Genomic DNA, 16423 nt, shown 5'->3' on the forward strand with positions numbered 1-16423 from the left:
AAGGAGGCATGTGCAGTGATCGATTCGGAACAGCTTAAGCAAAACGTGGTCAAGGCCGTGGAGGAGATTCGTGCCACCAATCCCATGGCCGGCTCCATCACCAACACGGTAACGATTGACTTTGTCGCCAACGCGCAGCTCGCCGTGGGCGGTTCGGCCGCCATGGTCTATCTGCCCGACGAGGGCGAGGCACTCGTTGCCGGCGGCGGCGCCATCTATCTGAACATGGGCACGCTCTTCCCCATCTACGAGCAGACGATTCCCCGCGCGGCCAAGGCGGCACATGACGCCGGCAAGCCCTGGGTGCTCGATCCGGTGGGCCTGGGCATCGGCAGCCTGCGCACCCAACTGGTAAACGAACTCAAGCAGTACAAGCCCGCCATCGTGCGCGGCAATGCCTCCGAGATTATCGCGCTCGCCGGTCTGTGGGGCCTTGAGGGCGAAGCGGCCGATCTGAGCCGCGTGCGTGGCGTCGATACCACCGACACGGTAGACGCCGCCCGTGATGCCGCCGTGGCGCTCGCCCGCTACACCGGCGGCGCCGTAGTGGTCTCGGGCGAAGTCGACCTGATTACCGACGGCACGACCGTTGCCAAGTCCCACGGCGGCAGCCCACTCATGTCCAAGATCACCGGCTGCGGCTGTTCGCAGGGCGGCGTGCTGGCCGTGTACGCCTGCGCCACCGACCCGTTTACGGCGGCCATCTGCGGCACCGCCGTCTACAACGTTGCCGGCACGCGTGCCGCCGCCGTTGCCGATGCCCCGGCAAGCTTTAAGGTCGCCTTTATCGACGAGCTCTACCGCGCAACCGCCCAGGACATTGCCGATAACCAACTCGAGCTCGAAGAGGCATAAGCCATGTCCAAGCCCGCAACCAATGCCGGCATGAACACACTCGTCGCTGTGGCCATCGCCCCGTGCGGCACCGGCGACGAGCTATCTGCCGAAGTCGCCGAGGTCGTACACGTCATTCGCGAGAGCGGCCTTCCCAACCGCACCACCTCGATGTTCACCGAGATCGAGGGCGACTGGGACGAGGTCATGCAGGTCGTGCGCGACGCGACCTTCGTGTTGGCGAGCAAGGGCATCCGCACCGAAGTCGTGCTCAAAGCCGATATTCGACCCGGATTTACCGACACCATGACCGGCAAACTCGAGCGCATGGAAGCGCAGATCAAAAAGCAGGAGGAAGCACGATGAGCATCCGCGACAACCTTGATATCTCGGCCTACCTGGTACTCGGCCCCGAAAACACCCTCGGACGCCCCGTGAGCGATGTGGTGACCCAGGCGCTCGATGCCGGCTTTACCTGCATCCAGGTGCGCTCCAAGGTGGCAAGTGCCCGCGAGATCATCGCACTGACGGGCGATGCCGCACAGGCCATCGCTCAGGCCGGCAAAACCGGACAGGTCGCTCTGCTGATCGATGACCGTCTTGACTGCGTACTCGCCGCACGCGAGCAGGGCATCGCTGTCGACGGCGTGCATGTTGGCCAGAGCGACATCCCCGTCGAGGTCTGCCGCAAACTTTTGGGCCCAGATGCCATCGTGGGCCTTTCGGCCCGCTGCGAGGAGATGCTCGAGTACGTCAAGACCGCCGACATGAGCCTGGTCGATTACCTGGGCGTAGGCCCGCTCCACGAGACCGAGACCAAGCGCGACTGCGGACGTGCTGCCGACGGCTCCATCATCACCAAGAGCTTTGAGGACCTGGCTGCCCTCCATGCGGCAAGCCCCGTGCCCATCGTGGTGGGCGGCGGCGTCAAAACGGCCGATCTTCCGCAGCTCAAGACCACCGGCGTCGACGGCTTCTTTGTGGTGAGCGCCGTCTGCAGTGCCGACGACCCCTACGCCGCAGCCAAGGAGCTCGTCGATACCTGGCAGCAGGCATAGGCCCATGCCAAGCAGCTGCTCCGCAGCCCCATATCTTCAATAGCGGAAAGCGCATCCCAGTTTGGACGTCCATTTTGGGATGCGCTTTCCGCCGTGGCCCCTACCCCGCCAGATACGCTTCCAGCGCCGGCAGCGTCGCCTCCGCATCGCGACGGCCGATCTGATAGATGCGCTCGAGCTCATCGGGCTCGCGGCACAGCGACGGCACCTTCACCGATTCGCTCGGCCGCACCACAAAGATCTCGCCAGCGGCTTCGCGGCGCGCCAGGTCATCGAGCGTGGCATTGTAGACCTCGTGCCGATGCTCAAGAGCCGCGACAAACTCCGGATAGTGACGATACACGCGACGCAGCATGGGCATCACGCTATTGGGTTGCTTTACAAAGCCCGCCGGCTGCGTCAGCACCACCACGTTGCGGTCATAACCCTGCTCAAACAGCCAAGTGCTGGGAATGGAATCGGCAACACCGCCATCCAAGTACTTACGACCCTCGATGGCAACAGGACGCGTCGCCACGGGAATCGCCGACGACGCCCGGATCCACTCAATATCGCGCTCGTCGCCATAGGGCAGGTCATGGTAGACGGCCTGCCCCGTCTTAAGATCGGTACATACGCACGTAAACCGCATGGGGCAGGCGCGATATGCCTCCAGATCGATGGGATCGCGCTCGATGGGTACCTCATGATAGGCAAACTCGGCATTGAACATATCGCCGGTTCGCAACCAGCTCGTCACGCTCGCATAGCGCTTGTCGGCGCAATAGGCCTTGTTGTAGCGAATGGCGCGGCCGATCTGGCGCGATTTAAAGTTGTAGCCAAACGCCGCGCCCGCCGAGACTCCCACCATATGGTCGCAGGTCAAGCCGTGCTCCATCCATACGTCGAGCACGCCCGCCGTATACATACCACGGTAGCCGCCTCCCTCGAGCGCAAGCCCCACCGTGCGCGTCGTATCTGGCTGTGCCATGCAACCATCTCCGTTCTCATGCTTTTGAACTAAACAAGTATATCTGTCAACGTATGCCGTCAAAAACGTGTTTATAAGCATTTATCGAACGTTTCCCGATGTATCCCCATGCCGCACCGCAATGCCCCTAGATGGCCTTGGGCATGAACGCCCTTAAGAACGTTGCGAAATGAACATCGCCTGCACCGTGCCAACGCCGTCGCACACAACGTGAGATAATTCTCAGCAGAATTCACCGATAGCAGATGGAGTTTGTGATGAAGGTTCTTTTGGTCAATGGCAGCCCCAAGGCAAACGGCAACACGGCCCGCGCACTCGCCGAGGTCGCCGAGCAGCTCAACGCCGAGGGCATCGAGGCCGAGATGTTTCAGCTGGGCGCCAAGCCTATTCGCGATTGCATCGGTTGCGGCCAGTGCGGCAAGCTCGATTGCCATTGCACCTTTGACGACGATGTGGTCAACGAGCTGATTGCCGCTGCCGAGCAGGCAGACGGCTTTGTCTTTGGCTCGCCCGTCTACTACGCACATCCCAGCGGACGCATCCTCTCGGCACTCGACCGCGCATTCTATGCAGGCAGCAAGGCCTTTGCGCACAAGCCGGGCGCCGCTGTCGCCGTTGCCCGCCGCGGCGGCACGTCGACCACGTTTGACGTACTCAACAAGTACTTCACCATCAACCAGATGCCCGTGGTAGCATCCACCTACTGGAACAACGTCTTTGGTGCCATGCCGGGTGAGGCCACCCAAGACGCCGAGGGCCTTGCCACCATGCGAAACATCGGCAAAAACATGGCCTGGCTGCTACGCTGCATCGAGGCGGGAAAGGCCGCCGGCATCGAAGCCCCCCAGGCCGATCGCGCTAGGACCAACTTCATCAGGTAGAACGGCGGAACCAAACAATGAACGTGCAGATCTTCGGTACCAAAAAGTCCTTCGATACCAAGAAGGCCCAGCGCTATTTTAAGGAGCGCCGCATTAAGGTGCAGTTTATTGACCTTAAGGAAAAGGAGATGAGCAAGGGCGAGCTCACGAGCGTGATGCAGGCGGTTGGCGGCATCGACAAGCTGCTCAACCCCAAAGCCAAGGACGAGGAGACGCTCGCGCTCATCCAGCATCTCACCCCCAGTCAGCGCTTTGATAAGCTGCTCGAGAACCAGCAGGTTCTGGCCGAACCCATCGTGCGCAACGGCAAAAAGGCCACCGTCGGCTATTGTCCCGACGTATGGGGAGCCTGGGAGTAGCCTGTGTTATTTGCCCGTGCGTGGGTATAAGAGCAGGCGTTTGGCATAAGATTCATCTGTAAGCCATGTCTAACAAAGGAGGGCACATGCCCAACAAACCCGTGAAGATCATCATGCTTACCGGATACCTCGGTGCCGGCAAGACCACGCTGCTCAACCACATCCTCGCCAACGACGGTGGCATCCGCGCTGCCGTGATCGTCAACGATATCGGCGAGATCAACGTCGACGCCAGCCTCATCGCCGACGGCGGCCTTTCCGAGACCGACGACCTTATCCCGCTCACCAACGGCTGCATCTGCTGCACGCTTTCGGACGACCTGGCCAACCAGCTGCAGGGCATCGCCGATTCGGGCAAGTTCGACTACATCATCATCGAGGCTTCGGGGATTTGCGAGCCTATCCCCATCGCCTACACCATCTCGAGCTTCTGCGACGAGGCCAAGGTGGGCGGCGAGCCCAAGCTTGCGCTCGACAACATCGTGGCTGTGGTCGACTGCGCCCGCATGTACGACGAGTTCAACGGCGGTCGCGACCTGCTGGCCGAGGATATCGACGAGGACGACATCGAAAGCCTGCTCATCCAGCAGATCGAGTTTTGCTCCACGCTGATCCTCAACAAGACCGATACCGTCACGCCTGAGCAGATCGCCGAGCTCAAGGCCATCGTGCGTAGCCTGCAGAAGGACGCCGTGATTGTCGAGGCCCAAAACGGCGAGGTCCCCATGGAGGAGCTGCTCGACACCGACCGCTTCGACTTTATGCGCGCCTACAACTCCGCCGCCTGGATCGAGGCCATGGAGCATCCCGAGGAGCACGAAGACCCCGAGGTACTCGAGTATGACATCGAGACCTTTGTATACTCGCGCCGCAAGCCGTTTGACCTGCAGAAGTTCACCGATTTTGTTGAGCAGGAGTGGCCCGACGAGGTCATTCGCGTTAAGGGTCCGCTGTGGCAGACCGGTGATCCGGACATGTGCTACATGTTTGAGCAGGCCGGCCACCAGATCCGCCTGATGGAGAACGGGCTGTTTGTCGATTCTGCGCCCGAGAGCGAGAAGCAGAAGATTATCGACGAGAACCCCGAGATCATGCAGATTTGGGACGACGAGACGGGCGACCGCATGACGAGCCTGTGCATCATCGGCCGTCATATGGACAAGGACGCGCTCATCGCCGCCCTCGATGCCTGCCTGACCGACTGGCACCGCGCCTAGGTTTAACGAAGCTAGCATTTTTCCGCCCACGTAACCGCCAAACCACCACGAAGGTGCCTGTCCCCTTCGTGGTGGTTTTTCATTCTGAGCCAAGGAGATTCATGTTCAATATCGTGCTGTATGCACCCGAGATTCCGGCCAATACGGGTAATATCGGCCGCACCTGCGTGGTCACCGGTACCCGCCTGCATCTGGTGGAGCCGCTGGGCTTTTCGCTCGACGACAAGACGGTGCGTCGCGCCGGTCTGGGCTACTGGCAAAACTTGGACGTGACGACATATGCCGGCTGGAAGGATTTCCTTACGCGCAACGGTCTCTCCCCCGCCGACGAGCGCCTGCATCTGCTGACCAAAAAGGCGCGCCGCACCTATGCGCAAAGCACCTACCGCGACGGTGACTATCTGGTCTTTGGCAGCGAGAGCTCGGGGATTCCCGAGCCACTGCTTGCCGCGGCGTCCGAGCGCTGCGAGCGCATCCCGATGCTGCGCGATTGTGACTCACTCGATAATGCCGAGGTTTGGGAAGCCCACGAGGAGGCGCTCGGGCATACCGAGGACAGCCACGAGGCCATCCTTCAGCAGGATATCTGCGGCAACTTCGTCAACCCGGCCGACTACCGTATCAGCGCACTCAACCTCTCCAACAGCGCCGCCATCGTCCTCTACGAGGCCCTGCGTCAGACAGGCTTTCCCGGAATGTGACAAAGGGACCGTCCCTTTGTCACATTCGGTTAGAGGTAGCGGCCGGTAATGCTCTTGGGGCAGGCCGCGATGTCGTCCGGCGTGCCGGCGCAGACGACCTGCCCGCCGGCATCGCCGCCGCCCGGGCCCATGTCGATCACGTAATCGGCATTACGGATAAGGTCGAGGTCGTGTTCGATCACGATAACCGTAGCGCCCTTGGCAACGAGGCCATCAAACACACTCAGCAATACCTGAACATCGAGCGGATGCAGGCCGATCGTGGGCTCATCGAACACGAATACGGCATCGTCCTGCACGCGGCCCATCTCGCTTGCAAGCTTAAGGCGCTGTGCCTCGCCGCCCGAGAGCGCCGGCGTGGGCTCACCGAGCGTGAGATAGCCCAGGCCTAGGTCGTGCAGGGTCTGCAGGCGAGTCTGAACTTTCTTGAGTCCCAGCGTGGCGTCGAGGGCCTCGCCCACACTCATATCCATGAGCTGCGGCAACGTAAGCAGACTGCCGTCCTTGCCCTCGCGATGGATATGTGAGGCCGCGTCTGCATAACGCGAGCCACGACATGTAGGACAGACAATCTCGACATCGGGCAAAAACTGCACATCGAGTGATATCGAGCCCGTGCCATCGCACGTGGGGCATCGCAAGGCACCGGTGTTGTAGCTAAAGGCACCCGCCTTATACCCCGCCGCCTTGGCCTCGGGCGTACGGGCGAAGGCACGGCGCAGCTCATCGTGGATGTCGGCATAGGTCGCCACCGTCGAGCGCACGTTGGCGCCGATGGGCGTGGCGTCAATCAGGTTGGCGCGCGCGATGCCCTCGGCATCGACCCAACGCACGTGCCTGGGCAGGCGCTCGCCGGCCGCCTGCGCCTTGAGTGCCGGGATGAGCGCCTCGAGCACCAGCGTCGTCTTGCCCGAACCCGAAACACCCGTCACAGCGACAAGGCGGCCGCGCGGGATATCGACTTCGAGCGGTTTGACGGTATGGATGGCACCGGTCGCTATGCGGATATGGCCTTGGTCGAACAGTTCGTCGTCAGTCACCTGCGGGCGCAGACGCTTGGGGTCCGAGCGCAAGAACGGCGCGATGCGGCTGTCCTGCGATTGTTCGACCTCACCCACCGTACCGGCGGCGATTACATGACCGCCGCCTGCTCCAGCAACGGGGCCCATCTCGACCAGATAGTCGGCTTCCGCCAGTACGCGCGTGTCGTGGTCGACAACAACCACGGTGTTGCCGTCATCCACCAGATCGCGCATTACGCCCACCAGGCCGTCGACATTGGCAGGATGCAAGCCGATCGAAGGCTCGTCCAGCACATACAGCACGCCCGTCGATCGGTTGCGCACCACACGGGCTAGCTGTACACGCTGGCGCTCACCCGTGGAGAGCGTGGCACCGGCGCGGTCGAGCGAAAGGTAATCGAGGCCCAGGTCAACCAGGCGGCGAGCCGTACTCAAAAACGAATCGCAGATGTCCGTCGCCATGGGCCGCATCTCGGTCGGCAAGGATGCGGGCACCCCACGCACCCACTCAATCGCCTCGCCCAGCGTCATGGCCGCCGCCTGCGCCAGATTGACACCGCGCACCTGAGGCTGGCGCGCGGCCTCGGAAAGACGCGTGCCGCCGCAATCGCGGCACGGCCCCTCGTGCAAAAAGCGTGCAACGCGCTTGAGCCCCTTGTCGTCCTTAACCTTGGCGAGCGCATTCTCAACGGTATAGACGGCGTTGTAATAGGTAAAGTCGAGCGGCGTGGCACCCTCGCCGTTTTTAGGAACGTAGAGAATGTGCTTTTTAACCGCCGGACCATGGAACACGATGTCGCGTTCGGCGGGCGTGAGCTGGTTAAACGGCACGTCGGTACGCACGCCCATCTCGCCGGCCACCTGCTTCATCAGATCCCACATGAGTGTGCCCCAAGGAAGCACCGCGCCCTCGTTGATAGTCTTTGACTCGTCGGGCACCAGGCTCGCCTCGTCCACCTCGCGCATGACGCCGGTACCGCCGCAGGTAGGACACGCGCCGCCGCTGTTAAAGGCAAGGTCCTCGGCACTCGGCGCGTAGAATTCACGGCCGCATGCGGGGCACGTGAACGACAGGCCCGCGGCCACGTTAAGGCTCGGCTCCACGCGCGCCCCGCAGTGCGGGCAAACGTGATGGGCGCAGCGACTAAAGAGCAGACGCAGGCTATTGTTAAGCTCGGTCATGGTGCCAAAGGTGGAACGCACGCCCGGCACGCTGGGGCGCTGATGCAATGCGAGCGCCGCCGGCACGTGCAGCACCTCGTCCACCTGGGCGTGCTCGGCTTGCGTCAGGCGACGTCGAGTATAGGTGCTGAGCGCCTCCAAGTAGCGACGCGAGCCCTCGGCATAAAGAACCCCCAGCGCCAGCGAGCTCTTGCCCGAACCCGATACGCCGGCAATACCCACCAGCTTTCCCAGCGGAATATCGATATCGATGTCCTTAAGGTTATGGACACGTGCGCCACGTACCTCGATAACACTTGGTTGTTGCGACCCCGTCATCGCTCCCCTTCCTGTTAGCCGAACGTGGCAAAGGGACTGTCCCTTTGTCACGTTACTCGCACTGTGCTCGCCCGCGCCAGTCTTCGCAGGTCAAATAGGTAAAGTACTCGGTACGCACATCGCCCATAAGCTCGCAGGGCACGTCGCGCTCAACGTGATGCGGCACGAACCCACATTTTTGTTGGACGCGTAACGACTTGTTATTGCCCTCATAGTATCCGCACCAAAGCGCCTTGCAGCCAAGCGTTTCAAACGCATAGCGTTGCATAGCTCGTACTGCTTCCGGAGCAAAGCCTCGACCCCAAAACGGCTTGGCGATCCAATACCCCACCTCGAGCTCAAGTCCAACGCTTTGGCCGTTCGATTCGCAGCGCGGCGGCATGAGTCCAATGCTGCCCACGGGCTCGTCTGTCTCGGGCAGGCAAATGGCAAAGGTATGGGGCGCCGTAAAGACCGTCTGAATGATCTCTCTGCTTTCCTCAATGCTTCGATGGGGTGGCCAGCCCGCAGCCGGCCCCACGTCCGGGTCGCTCGCGTATGCAAACAGGCTCGCCGCATCCGTCTCGCGCCACGGACGAAGCACCAAGCGCTCAGTATGAATCACCACGTTTCAACCTCTCAATTATCGATGTGACAAAGGGACTGTCCCTTTGTCACATGTAGCCGAAAAATTCCGCGTCGGCGGGGCGATAGGGACGGAAGGTGGCAGGATCGATCTTTACGTGCGCCGCGGCGGGCACGTCGTACCATTTGACCGTGTAACCGGCGCCGTGGGCGCAAAAGACCGAGTCGGGCGTATTGGGCAGATCGGCCTCGGGCTCGTAGGCGGCCGCCTCGATGACGCGCTCGGCATCATGGCATGCCGCATAACCGGCGAACTCCAGGTACAGATGTCCGCGGCCGCTCGTGTAGGCAGCCACCTCCAGCGCATAATCCTGTACCTCGGATGCTGGCACGCGACCCACAAGCTTCGCCCGGTCGCCCGCCATCGCCGGCGGCTCGTACTCGGCGCCCATGCGCGTGGCGTCCGACAACGCCCTGCCCACGCACTCCCCCGGCACCTCGAGCTCAAAGCGATACCACGGCTCCAACAGTACCGCCGCGCCGGCCTCACGCGCCTGCATGAGCCCCTGACGAATCGCGCGGTACGTGGCCTGACGAAAATCACCGCCCTCGGTGTGTTTGGCATGTGCACGGCCACCCGTAAGCGTAATGCGCACATCGGTGATGGGCGAGCCGGTCAACACGCCCAGGTGATCGCGCTCCATGGCGTTGGTGAGTGCCAGACGCTGCCAGTTAAGATCGAGCTCGTCGGTCGAGGTCACGGTGCCAAACTGCACGCCCGAACCCGCCGGCAGCGGCTCCAGGCGCAGGTGCACCTCGGCGAAATGACGGAGCGGCTCAAAGTGGCCCACGCCCTCGACCGGCTGCGAGATAGTCTCCTTATAGAGAATGCCGCCGGGCTCAAACTCAATCGAAAGGCCAAAGCGATCGGCCAACACCCGCTGCACGACTTCAAGCTGCACGGCGCCCATCAACTGCAAATGAATCTGCTCGAGATGCGTATTCCAGCTTACGCCGAGCATGGGGTCTTCGTCCGCCAACTCGGTCAGCGCTTTAAACACCGCATGGACATCGTTATCGCCCGGTAGCACCGTATAGGTGAGGACCGGCGCAATGACGGGTGCATCGCACCCGGGCTCCGCACCCAAGGCATCCCCCGGGCGAACGTGCGCAAGACCCGTCACGGCACAAATACCGCCAGCAGCAACTTCCTGGGCGAGCTCGTACTTCTCTCCGTTATAGATGCGCACCTGATCGACTTTCTGCCCCCATACCTCGGCACCGGAGCGCCCCTCGATCATCTGTTTTGCACGTAGCGCGCCGCCGGTCACTTTAACCCAAGCCAAGCGCTCGCCGCGAACGCCTCGGCTGACGCGATAGACACGCGCGGCGAACTCCGGGGCCCACGCCTGTTCACGCATCAGCGTGCACATGCCATCCAGCAGCTCGCCCACGCCCTGGTCCCTGAGCGCCGAGCCGGTAAAGCAGGGAAAGAGCCTGCGCTCGGCAACCATGCGCGACAGCGTTGCAACGGAAAGCTCGCCCGTCTCAAGAAACTCCTCAAGCGCCGCCTCGTCCAACGCGGCAGCGTCCTCCCAAGCGGCACCGCCCGCCAGCAGTTCGCTGGCATCCAGGCAGCCCTCGGAAAGACGCTGCCCAAGTTGTGCCAGTAAAACATCGCGGCCGGGATTCTCCAAATCAATTTTGTTGATAAAGACGAACGTCGGGATGTCATAGCGCGCAAGCAGGCGCCACAGGGTTTCGGTGTGTCCCTGCACGCCGTCGTTGGCGCCCACAACCAAAATCGCGTAGTCGAGCGCGCGCAATGTGCGCTCTGCCTCGGCAGAAAAATCGACATGCCCCGGTGCATCCACGAGCATGACGTGGGCATCTCCGTGGTCGAGCACGGCCTGCGACGAGAAAATCGTGATGCCGCGCTCGCGTTCGATAGCGTTGGTATCCAGGTGCGAGTCGCCGTCGTCCACACGGCCGCGCTTGCGAATGCGACCTGCGTTGAACAGCATGGCCTCGGCCAGCGTAGTCTTGCCGGCATCGACATGCGCCAAGATTCCAACGACCGCTTGCTTCGACATGGCTCTCCTCTTATTGCAAGCCCATCGCACGTGGCAACGGGCACCCTCGTTCCACACTGGATGATACAATTTACGGGCCGGCGGGCGAAGCGGGCCCTATCCCCCGACCGAGCTCATCGCCCCGCGTTGCCGCGCGGCGATTTTCGCAGGTTCGCGCCTTGCGAAAGCCGGCTTGCAAAACAGCGCATCGAACGAAAATGGCCCCACCCGGGGCCATTTTCACGTACATGGATTGTTGATACGCGTCCTCGCTCTTATGCCTCGCGCAGCCAGTCGAACGCAACACGCGGCGTGCCGTCCGACACATACACGACTCCGGCGCGCTCGAACCCCGCCTTCATGCTCGCACCCTGCATGGGCAGGTTGTCCGCGTGCGTATCGATACGCAGATGGTCGGCACGCTCCTTGGCAAAGGCAAACATCGCGGCCGCGATACCGTGCACGGTGCCGTCGGACGCCACGCGGTGCAGCACGGCGTACGGAGTGTCGCTACGCCACTGACCGTCCTCGATGACGTCATAGCACTCGTCCGGGCCCGGCAAAAAGGCAAACGTCGCCACCACGCGACCGTCGACTTCGCACACATAGCTGCCGCCGGCGGCGATATCGGCAGTCAGCTGCTCGGCCGAAGGCGTGCCCTCGGGCCACTGCGTGGCGTTGCCATGCGCGCGCATAAAGGCGCGGGCGACGTCATAGATGGCCATGACGGCAGGAATGTCGGTATCGAGGGTTTTTCTGATCATCACGCGGCGACCTCACGTTTATTGGTATCACTTTGATTGAGCAATGATACCAGCGTTTGGAAAGGACACGAAGCAGATGGGAAGCAAAAAGCGAGCCGCCTGGTCAAAGGCCAAAAGCGAGTTTTTGGGCGCTGCCACCGGCGGCGATATGAGCGACCTGTTTGCGCGCGAGGACGAGCGCCGCGACGCCCTGGACGCCGAGCGCGATGAGGCTTGGCGCTACAAGTCGTGCGAGCGAAAAAACCGCTACGACACACGCGCCGAGGCCGAGGCCGTTATGGCCGACTGCGAAAACCATGGGCGGCGTGGCTTGACCTGCTACAAATGCGAATACTGCGGCGGGTGGCATTTGACGTCGCACCCTTGGAAATAGGCGCTGCATCGGCGCGACGCTCACGCAGCACCGGCCATCGTGCGCAGGCTACGGGCGCGGCGGCACCAAAACATCGTAGCGGACAGCCTTGCCCGCAAGCTGATAGCTCGGCTTAACGCCGGCAAGCAGCGGCCCCTTCACTGGCCGCTTGATAACAACCTTGCGCGGGCACGGCGCAAGAGCAGCCTCGACCAGCGTCTCCTCATCGGCACACGGCTGCTCCAAATGGTGCAAGAGCTGGAACTTCTTTTTAACCGCCGCGCTCTTGGTGCGCTCGGGAAACATGGGGTCCAAATACACCACATCGGGAGCCGCGAGCTCACCGCGCTCGACCAGCTCAGCCGTATGGCGAAGGCCGGCAATGCTGTCCTCGCCCGCATGCAAGCGCATGCGTGCCACGGCAGCCGCAAGCGCCGGATCATCCGCCGCGCGGTCCAAGGCATCCTTGAGCAATGCCGCAATCACGCAATCCTGTTCATACAGATCGACGGTAAAGCCCGTGGCGGCCAGCAGCAGCGAATCCTCGCCAAAGCCTGCCGTGGCGTCAATCGCCCATGGCTGCTCGATGCCTTTTGTGCGCGCAGCCTTCACCAGCAGCTCTTGCTGCAGACGGCCCTGCTTGAGCCGTGGAAGCATGCGGGCAAAATCGGCACGCAGCTCCATCGCGCCGTCGGTGAGCGTGAGGCCCTCGGGCTTCCCGGTCAGCTCAAGCCCCGCGGCCCGAGCAACAGAAAAGGGATCGACGACGCCCATGGGCACTCCTTTACAAGCAAAATGAATACGTGAGCGCCGCCCCTGTCGGCACTCAACCGTCCGCTATTGTCCCACATGCGACATGGCCCACAGCATCCCAATGCAAAGCACCGCCATCAATCCCGTGCATACGGCAGCGATCACAGAATCACTCATGCGCCTTCCCAACGACCGCGGCTCGCGCACTTGCTCTGTTCCGTACATCATGGCTCCTCCTTAGACCAACTCCTTGTCACGACCTCATCATCGCAGCGCCGCACATGTGCTGCCATCGATTTGGCTTACGTCCAGCTTTCCTTTTTGAAAGATTGCTCTGCACAGGCGAGAAGCGCTTTCTAGCACACACGCCGTCACGTTGAACTACAATGTGCTTCACGATATGTGCAGCTTATGGGACGCGCCAGACTGGCAGCGCCCGAATCGAAAGGACTACCTATGAGCGCCGCGCGCAAGACACTCAAAATCCTTGCCCTCATCTATTTTGTTTTGGGCATCGCCAGCCTCGTCATCGGAATCGCCGGCATCGCGACCGGCAAATTTGAATCCATCTACGGATCGAACGCCATACTCGCTGCTGTCGTTGTGATTATCAAGGGCGTTGTCGATCTTGCCGCAGGTGTTGCGGGCATCAAGGGTGCCAACAAGCCTTCGCAGGTGGATGGCGCGTTTAAGCTCGGTATCGTTGCCGCGGTCGCTACGCTCGTCCAGGCTGTGCTTACCCTTCCCGCGCTCGGCGGCAGCGCCGTCAATATCGGCGCCTTTGTCATCGTGGTCTACGACCTGTTCTTTATTCAGCAGGCGCACGCCGTTAAGGCCGAAAACAAGGACCGTCTGTAAGCGCTCGCTTCTCATAACCTCTGCAGCCAAGCAACTAAAAAGGGCCGATCGCGCAGCAACGCGGTCGGCCCTTTACGTTAGCCCAGATAAAACCCGCCAAAATAAACCTGTCCCTTTTTTGTAGGTTAGCTGTGGCGGTACTCGGCGATGATGAAGTCGATGTCGGTCTGAAGGGTATCGAGGTTTGCCAGGCGTGCTTTGTCGGCGGGGCGCGTGCGGTAGTAGTACGGCGTCATCTGGAACACCGCCTCGATGTCGGCCTGGGTCTGAAGGGTGATAGAAGCTGTCACGCGCCGCGTTCCGACCAACTCGAGCTCGGTAGTCTTCGGCAGCTTCTCGTCATTGAGGTATGGCCTGTCGTAGAGCACCTCCTTGAGCCCAAACAGGTGATGGGCACCCGGCACCACGGTGTAGAGCGAGCCCTCGGGCACCAGCACGCGAGCAAACTCGCGCTCGTTAAAGGGAGCAAAGAGCTCGGTCACCATATCGAAGGCGCCATCGGCCACGGGGATATCCTTCATGTTGGCCACAAAATAGGTCGCATCGCCGCGCTTGGCGGCCAGGCGCACCATCTCTTTGCCCAGGTCGAAACCGTAAGCATCCACGCCCGGCACCGCACCCATGGCACTGGTGTAGTAGCCCTCGCCGCAGCAAATATCGAGCAGCGTCATGGGGCCATTCGCAGACGTTGCACGTCCAGACACCTGCTTGCGCACCAGCTCGACCATCGCATCGCGCAACGGCGCGTAGTAACCGCGGTTAAGAAAGTCGCGACGACTGCGCGCCTGCGACTTGGGATCGCCCATGGAGTCGCCGCTCTTGGACGAGCGCAGCAAATATAGATAGCCCTCGCGCGCACGGTCAAACCGGTGTCCGCCCGCGCATGTAGCACCGCGCTCGTCGTCCACCAACGGCTCATGGCAAACGGGACACAACAACATGGCAACTCCTTAGCGCGAACAACACAACGCCCACCATTGTCGCACGCCTTCCCCACCTAGTCATCGGGGACGTTATTGAATGACCAGTCGTTTAAGAACGTCCCAACGACTATCTAAGTACCGACTGGTTGCATTAGGAGTATCATCGTCTGCGCAAATAAGCACGAAATAGCATATTAGAGATTGAGAGTGTATGGCCGATACCGCATCTAAGCACATTGACATGACCACCGGCTCGCTGTGGCGCAATATTCCCCTGTTCGCCTTCCCCGTGGCCGCCACGAGCATCTTGGAACAGCTATCGAACCTCATCGCCACGGTCATCATCGGCAACTTCTCGGGCGACCAGGGAACCCTTGCCATGGCAGCGGTCGGCTCCAATGTTCCGCTTACCAGTCTTATGCTCAACCTGTTTATCGGCATGTCGCTTGGCTCAAATGTGGTCATCGCCAACGCTATCGGCCGCAACGATCAGAACATGGTCAAACGTGCCGTCCATACCTCGGTTTTAATGGCGCTCGTGGGCTTTGTCGTCATCGCGCTGGGCGAGATCTTTGCCGAGCCCATGCTCGCCGCGCTCAACGTTCCTGCCGAAACCATGCCGCTCGCTTCGCTCTACCTGCGCGTCTTTTTGCTCAGCATGCCCTCGATCTTGCTCTACAACTTTGAGGCCGCGATCTTCCGCTCCGTCGGCATCACCCGTATGCCGCTGCAGGCGCTTGCCGTGTCCACCGTCCTCAACATTGGCCTGGACCTCATCTTTGTCCCCGTACTCCACTGGGGCGTCGCGGGCGTCGCCATCGCCACCGCCATCGCCTACACCGTCAGCGCCGCTACGCTCTTTATCCGCCTGCTCAAGACCGACTCCGTCGTCCGCGTCACCCCGCGCGACTTAGGCTTAGACCCCGTCGCCCTCAAGCGCATCGTTAAGATCGGCTTGCCCGCCGGTATTCAGAGCGCCGTCTTTGCCGTTGCCAACATCATCATCCAGTCCGCCATCAACAGCCTGGGCACCGAAGTCATGGCCGCATCGAGCGCCGCCATGAGCTTGGAGTACGTGTGCTACAACCTGCTCAACAGCTTTAGCCAGGCTTGCACCACCTTTGTGGGACAAAACCACGGCGCACGCCAGATTGACCGCTGCACCAAGACGCTCAAGGTCTGCCTGGTCGAAGGCGGCATCGTTGCGCTCACCACAATTATCGTTATTGTCGGTCTGGGGCGCGAGATCCTGGCACTGTTCAACAGTGACCCCAACATCGTCTCGATCGGTTATATCCGCGTGTGCTCGATCTTCCCGGCGTACGCCTTTAGCATGTTCTACGAGAACATGTCCGGTTATCTGCGCGGCTTTGGCATCTCGCTCATGCCCGCCCTCATCACCATGATTTGCGTCTGCGGCATCCGCTTCTACTGGGTATTCTGCGTGTTCCCGCACTTCCGTACCTTTGCGAACATCATGATGGTCTACCCCATCAGCCTGGGCACCACGGCATTCTTTATGGTCGTGGCGGTATTGCTCTGCCACCCGGCACGCACCTACCGTCTAGCACAAGCCAAGACCGGGGCGTGCTAGA

Annotated in this window: 17 protein-coding genes; 10 read left to right on the forward strand and 7 right to left on the reverse strand. The window is 61.4% G+C overall.

The window, feature by feature from the left end:
- Positions 1–15: 15 nt before the first annotated feature.
- From thiM to DXB98_RS04525, 3 genes are read left to right on the forward strand one after another with little or no spacing between them, the layout of a single operon-like run.
- On the forward strand, positions 16–855 hold the full coding sequence (gene thiM / locus DXB98_RS04515; protein ID WP_117743297.1) for a hydroxyethylthiazole kinase: 840 nt from the start codon (positions 16–18) through the stop codon (positions 853–855).
- 3 nt (positions 856–858) lie between these two features.
- Positions 859–1200 carry a thiamine-binding protein gene (locus DXB98_RS04520; RefSeq protein WP_233505090.1) on the forward strand — a complete coding sequence of 114 codons (342 nt, stop codon included), beginning with the start codon at positions 859–861 and terminating at the stop codon, positions 1198–1200.
- The gene (locus DXB98_RS04525) at positions 1197–1892 is read left to right on the forward strand and encodes a thiamine phosphate synthase (RefSeq protein WP_117743298.1); all 696 of its coding nucleotides are present in this window, start codon (positions 1197–1199) and stop codon (positions 1890–1892) included. Before DXB98_RS04520 ends, DXB98_RS04525 begins: the two co-directional genes overlap by 4 nt.
- Positions 1893–1992: 100 nt before the next feature.
- Here the strand turns inward: DXB98_RS04525 and DXB98_RS04530 are convergent, their stop codons facing one another.
- On the reverse strand, positions 1993–2862 hold the full coding sequence (locus DXB98_RS04530) for a patatin family protein (RefSeq protein WP_117743299.1): 870 nt from the start codon (positions 2860–2862) through the stop codon (positions 1993–1995).
- A gap of 257 nt (positions 2863–3119) precedes the next feature.
- Here DXB98_RS04530 and DXB98_RS04535 point away from each other — a divergent pair, with 257 nt between their 5' ends.
- From DXB98_RS04535 to DXB98_RS04550, 4 genes are all read left to right on the forward strand, one after another.
- The gene (locus DXB98_RS04535) at positions 3120–3743 is read left to right on the forward strand and encodes a flavodoxin family protein (protein WP_117743300.1); all 624 of its coding nucleotides are present in this window, start codon (positions 3120–3122) and stop codon (positions 3741–3743) included.
- A gap of 17 nt (positions 3744–3760) precedes the next feature.
- Positions 3761–4102 carry an arsenate reductase family protein gene (locus DXB98_RS04540; RefSeq protein WP_055252194.1) on the forward strand — a complete coding sequence of 114 codons (342 nt, stop codon included), beginning with the start codon at positions 3761–3763 and terminating at the stop codon, positions 4100–4102.
- An 86-nt stretch (positions 4103–4188) separates the two neighbouring features.
- A complete protein-coding gene (locus tag DXB98_RS04545) occupies positions 4189–5319 on the forward strand; it encodes a GTP-binding protein (protein ID WP_117743301.1) in 1131 nt (376 codons plus the stop codon).
- Between the two features lie 101 nt (positions 5320–5420).
- Positions 5421–6020 carry a tRNA (cytidine(34)-2'-O)-methyltransferase gene (locus tag DXB98_RS04550; protein ID WP_117743302.1) on the forward strand — a complete coding sequence of 200 codons (600 nt, stop codon included), beginning with the start codon at positions 5421–5423 and terminating at the stop codon, positions 6018–6020.
- 29 nt (positions 6021–6049) lie between these two features.
- Here DXB98_RS04550 and DXB98_RS04555 read toward each other — a convergent pair whose 3' ends face one another.
- From DXB98_RS04555 to DXB98_RS04570, 4 genes are all read right to left on the reverse strand, one after another.
- Positions 6050–8542 carry an excinuclease ABC subunit UvrA gene (locus tag DXB98_RS04555; protein ID WP_117743303.1) on the reverse strand — a complete coding sequence of 831 codons (2493 nt, stop codon included), beginning with the start codon at positions 8540–8542 and terminating at the stop codon, positions 6050–6052.
- 52 nt (positions 8543–8594) lie between these two features.
- Positions 8595–9149: a GNAT family N-acetyltransferase gene (locus DXB98_RS04560; protein WP_117743304.1), complete on the reverse strand. Its 555-nt coding sequence runs from the start codon at positions 9147–9149 to the stop codon at positions 8595–8597.
- 46 nt (positions 9150–9195) lie between these two features.
- A complete protein-coding gene (locus tag DXB98_RS04565) occupies positions 9196–11199 on the reverse strand; it encodes a translation factor GTPase family protein (protein WP_117743305.1) in 2004 nt (667 codons plus the stop codon).
- A 254-nt stretch (positions 11200–11453) separates the two neighbouring features.
- Entirely contained in the window at positions 11454–11942 is a 489-nt protein-coding gene (locus DXB98_RS04570; protein WP_117734562.1) for an N-acetyltransferase, read from the reverse strand.
- Between the two features lie 76 nt (positions 11943–12018).
- On the opposite strand from DXB98_RS04570, the gene DXB98_RS04575 reads away from it, so the two are divergent.
- On the forward strand, positions 12019–12315 hold the full coding sequence (locus DXB98_RS04575; protein ID WP_117743306.1) for a hypothetical protein: 297 nt from the start codon (positions 12019–12021) through the stop codon (positions 12313–12315).
- Positions 12316–12363: 48 nt separating this feature from the next.
- On the opposite strand, the gene DXB98_RS04580 is transcribed toward DXB98_RS04575, so the two are convergent.
- Positions 12364–13068: a class I SAM-dependent methyltransferase gene (locus DXB98_RS04580; protein ID WP_117743307.1), complete on the reverse strand. Its 705-nt coding sequence runs from the start codon at positions 13066–13068 to the stop codon at positions 12364–12366.
- A 435-nt stretch (positions 13069–13503) separates the two neighbouring features.
- Between DXB98_RS04580 and DXB98_RS04585 the strand changes: the two genes are divergently transcribed.
- On the forward strand, positions 13504–13905 hold the full coding sequence (locus tag DXB98_RS04585) for a hypothetical protein (RefSeq protein ID WP_117734564.1): 402 nt from the start codon (positions 13504–13506) through the stop codon (positions 13903–13905).
- Between the two features lie 125 nt (positions 13906–14030).
- Here DXB98_RS04585 and DXB98_RS04590 read toward each other — a convergent pair whose 3' ends face one another.
- Entirely contained in the window at positions 14031–14846 is an 816-nt protein-coding gene (locus tag DXB98_RS04590) for a putative RNA methyltransferase (RefSeq protein WP_117734565.1), read from the reverse strand.
- 193 nt (positions 14847–15039) lie between these two features.
- On the opposite strand from DXB98_RS04590, the gene DXB98_RS04595 reads away from it, so the two are divergent.
- On the forward strand, positions 15040–16422 hold the full coding sequence (locus tag DXB98_RS04595; protein WP_117743308.1) for an MATE family efflux transporter: 1383 nt from the start codon (positions 15040–15042) through the stop codon (positions 16420–16422).
- Position 16423 lies beyond the last annotated feature (1 nt).

It is taken from the genome of Collinsella sp. OM07-12 (assembly GCF_003438275.1).
In the GTDB taxonomy this organism is placed as follows: Bacteria; Actinomycetota; Coriobacteriia; order Coriobacteriales; family Coriobacteriaceae; genus Collinsella.

Coding starts and splice junctions, on each gene's coding strand:
- DXB98_RS04520 (WP_233505090.1), top strand. CDS start 859: ATGTCCAAGCCCGCAACCAATGCCGGCATGAACACACTCGTCGCTGTG.
- DXB98_RS04525 (WP_117743298.1), top strand. CDS start 1,197: ATGAGCATCCGCGACAACCTTGATATCTCGGCCTACCTGGTACTCGGC.
- DXB98_RS04530 (WP_117743299.1), bottom strand. CDS start 2,862: ATGGCACAGCCAGATACGACGCGCACGGTGGGGCTTGCGCTCGAGGGA.
- DXB98_RS04535 (WP_117743300.1), top strand. CDS start 3,120: ATGAAGGTTCTTTTGGTCAATGGCAGCCCCAAGGCAAACGGCAACACG.
- DXB98_RS04540 (WP_055252194.1), top strand. CDS start 3,761: ATGAACGTGCAGATCTTCGGTACCAAAAAGTCCTTCGATACCAAGAAG.
- DXB98_RS04545 (WP_117743301.1), top strand. CDS start 4,189: ATGCCCAACAAACCCGTGAAGATCATCATGCTTACCGGATACCTCGGT.
- DXB98_RS04550 (WP_117743302.1), top strand. CDS start 5,421: ATGTTCAATATCGTGCTGTATGCACCCGAGATTCCGGCCAATACGGGT.
- DXB98_RS04555 (WP_117743303.1), bottom strand. CDS start 8,542: ATGACGGGGTCGCAACAACCAAGTGTTATCGAGGTACGTGGCGCACGT.
- DXB98_RS04565 (WP_117743305.1), bottom strand. CDS start 11,199: ATGTCGAAGCAAGCGGTCGTTGGAATCTTGGCGCATGTCGATGCCGGC.
- DXB98_RS04570 (WP_117734562.1), bottom strand. CDS start 11,942: ATGATCAGAAAAACCCTCGATACCGACATTCCTGCCGTCATGGCCATC.
- DXB98_RS04575 (WP_117743306.1), top strand. CDS start 12,019: ATGGGAAGCAAAAAGCGAGCCGCCTGGTCAAAGGCCAAAAGCGAGTTT.
- DXB98_RS04580 (WP_117743307.1), bottom strand. CDS start 13,068: ATGGGCGTCGTCGATCCCTTTTCTGTTGCTCGGGCCGCGGGGCTTGAG.
- DXB98_RS04585 (WP_117734564.1), top strand. CDS start 13,504: ATGAGCGCCGCGCGCAAGACACTCAAAATCCTTGCCCTCATCTATTTT.
- DXB98_RS04590 (WP_117734565.1), bottom strand. CDS start 14,846: ATGTTGTTGTGTCCCGTTTGCCATGAGCCGTTGGTGGACGACGAGCGC.
- DXB98_RS04595 (WP_117743308.1), top strand. CDS start 15,040: ATGGCCGATACCGCATCTAAGCACATTGACATGACCACCGGCTCGCTG.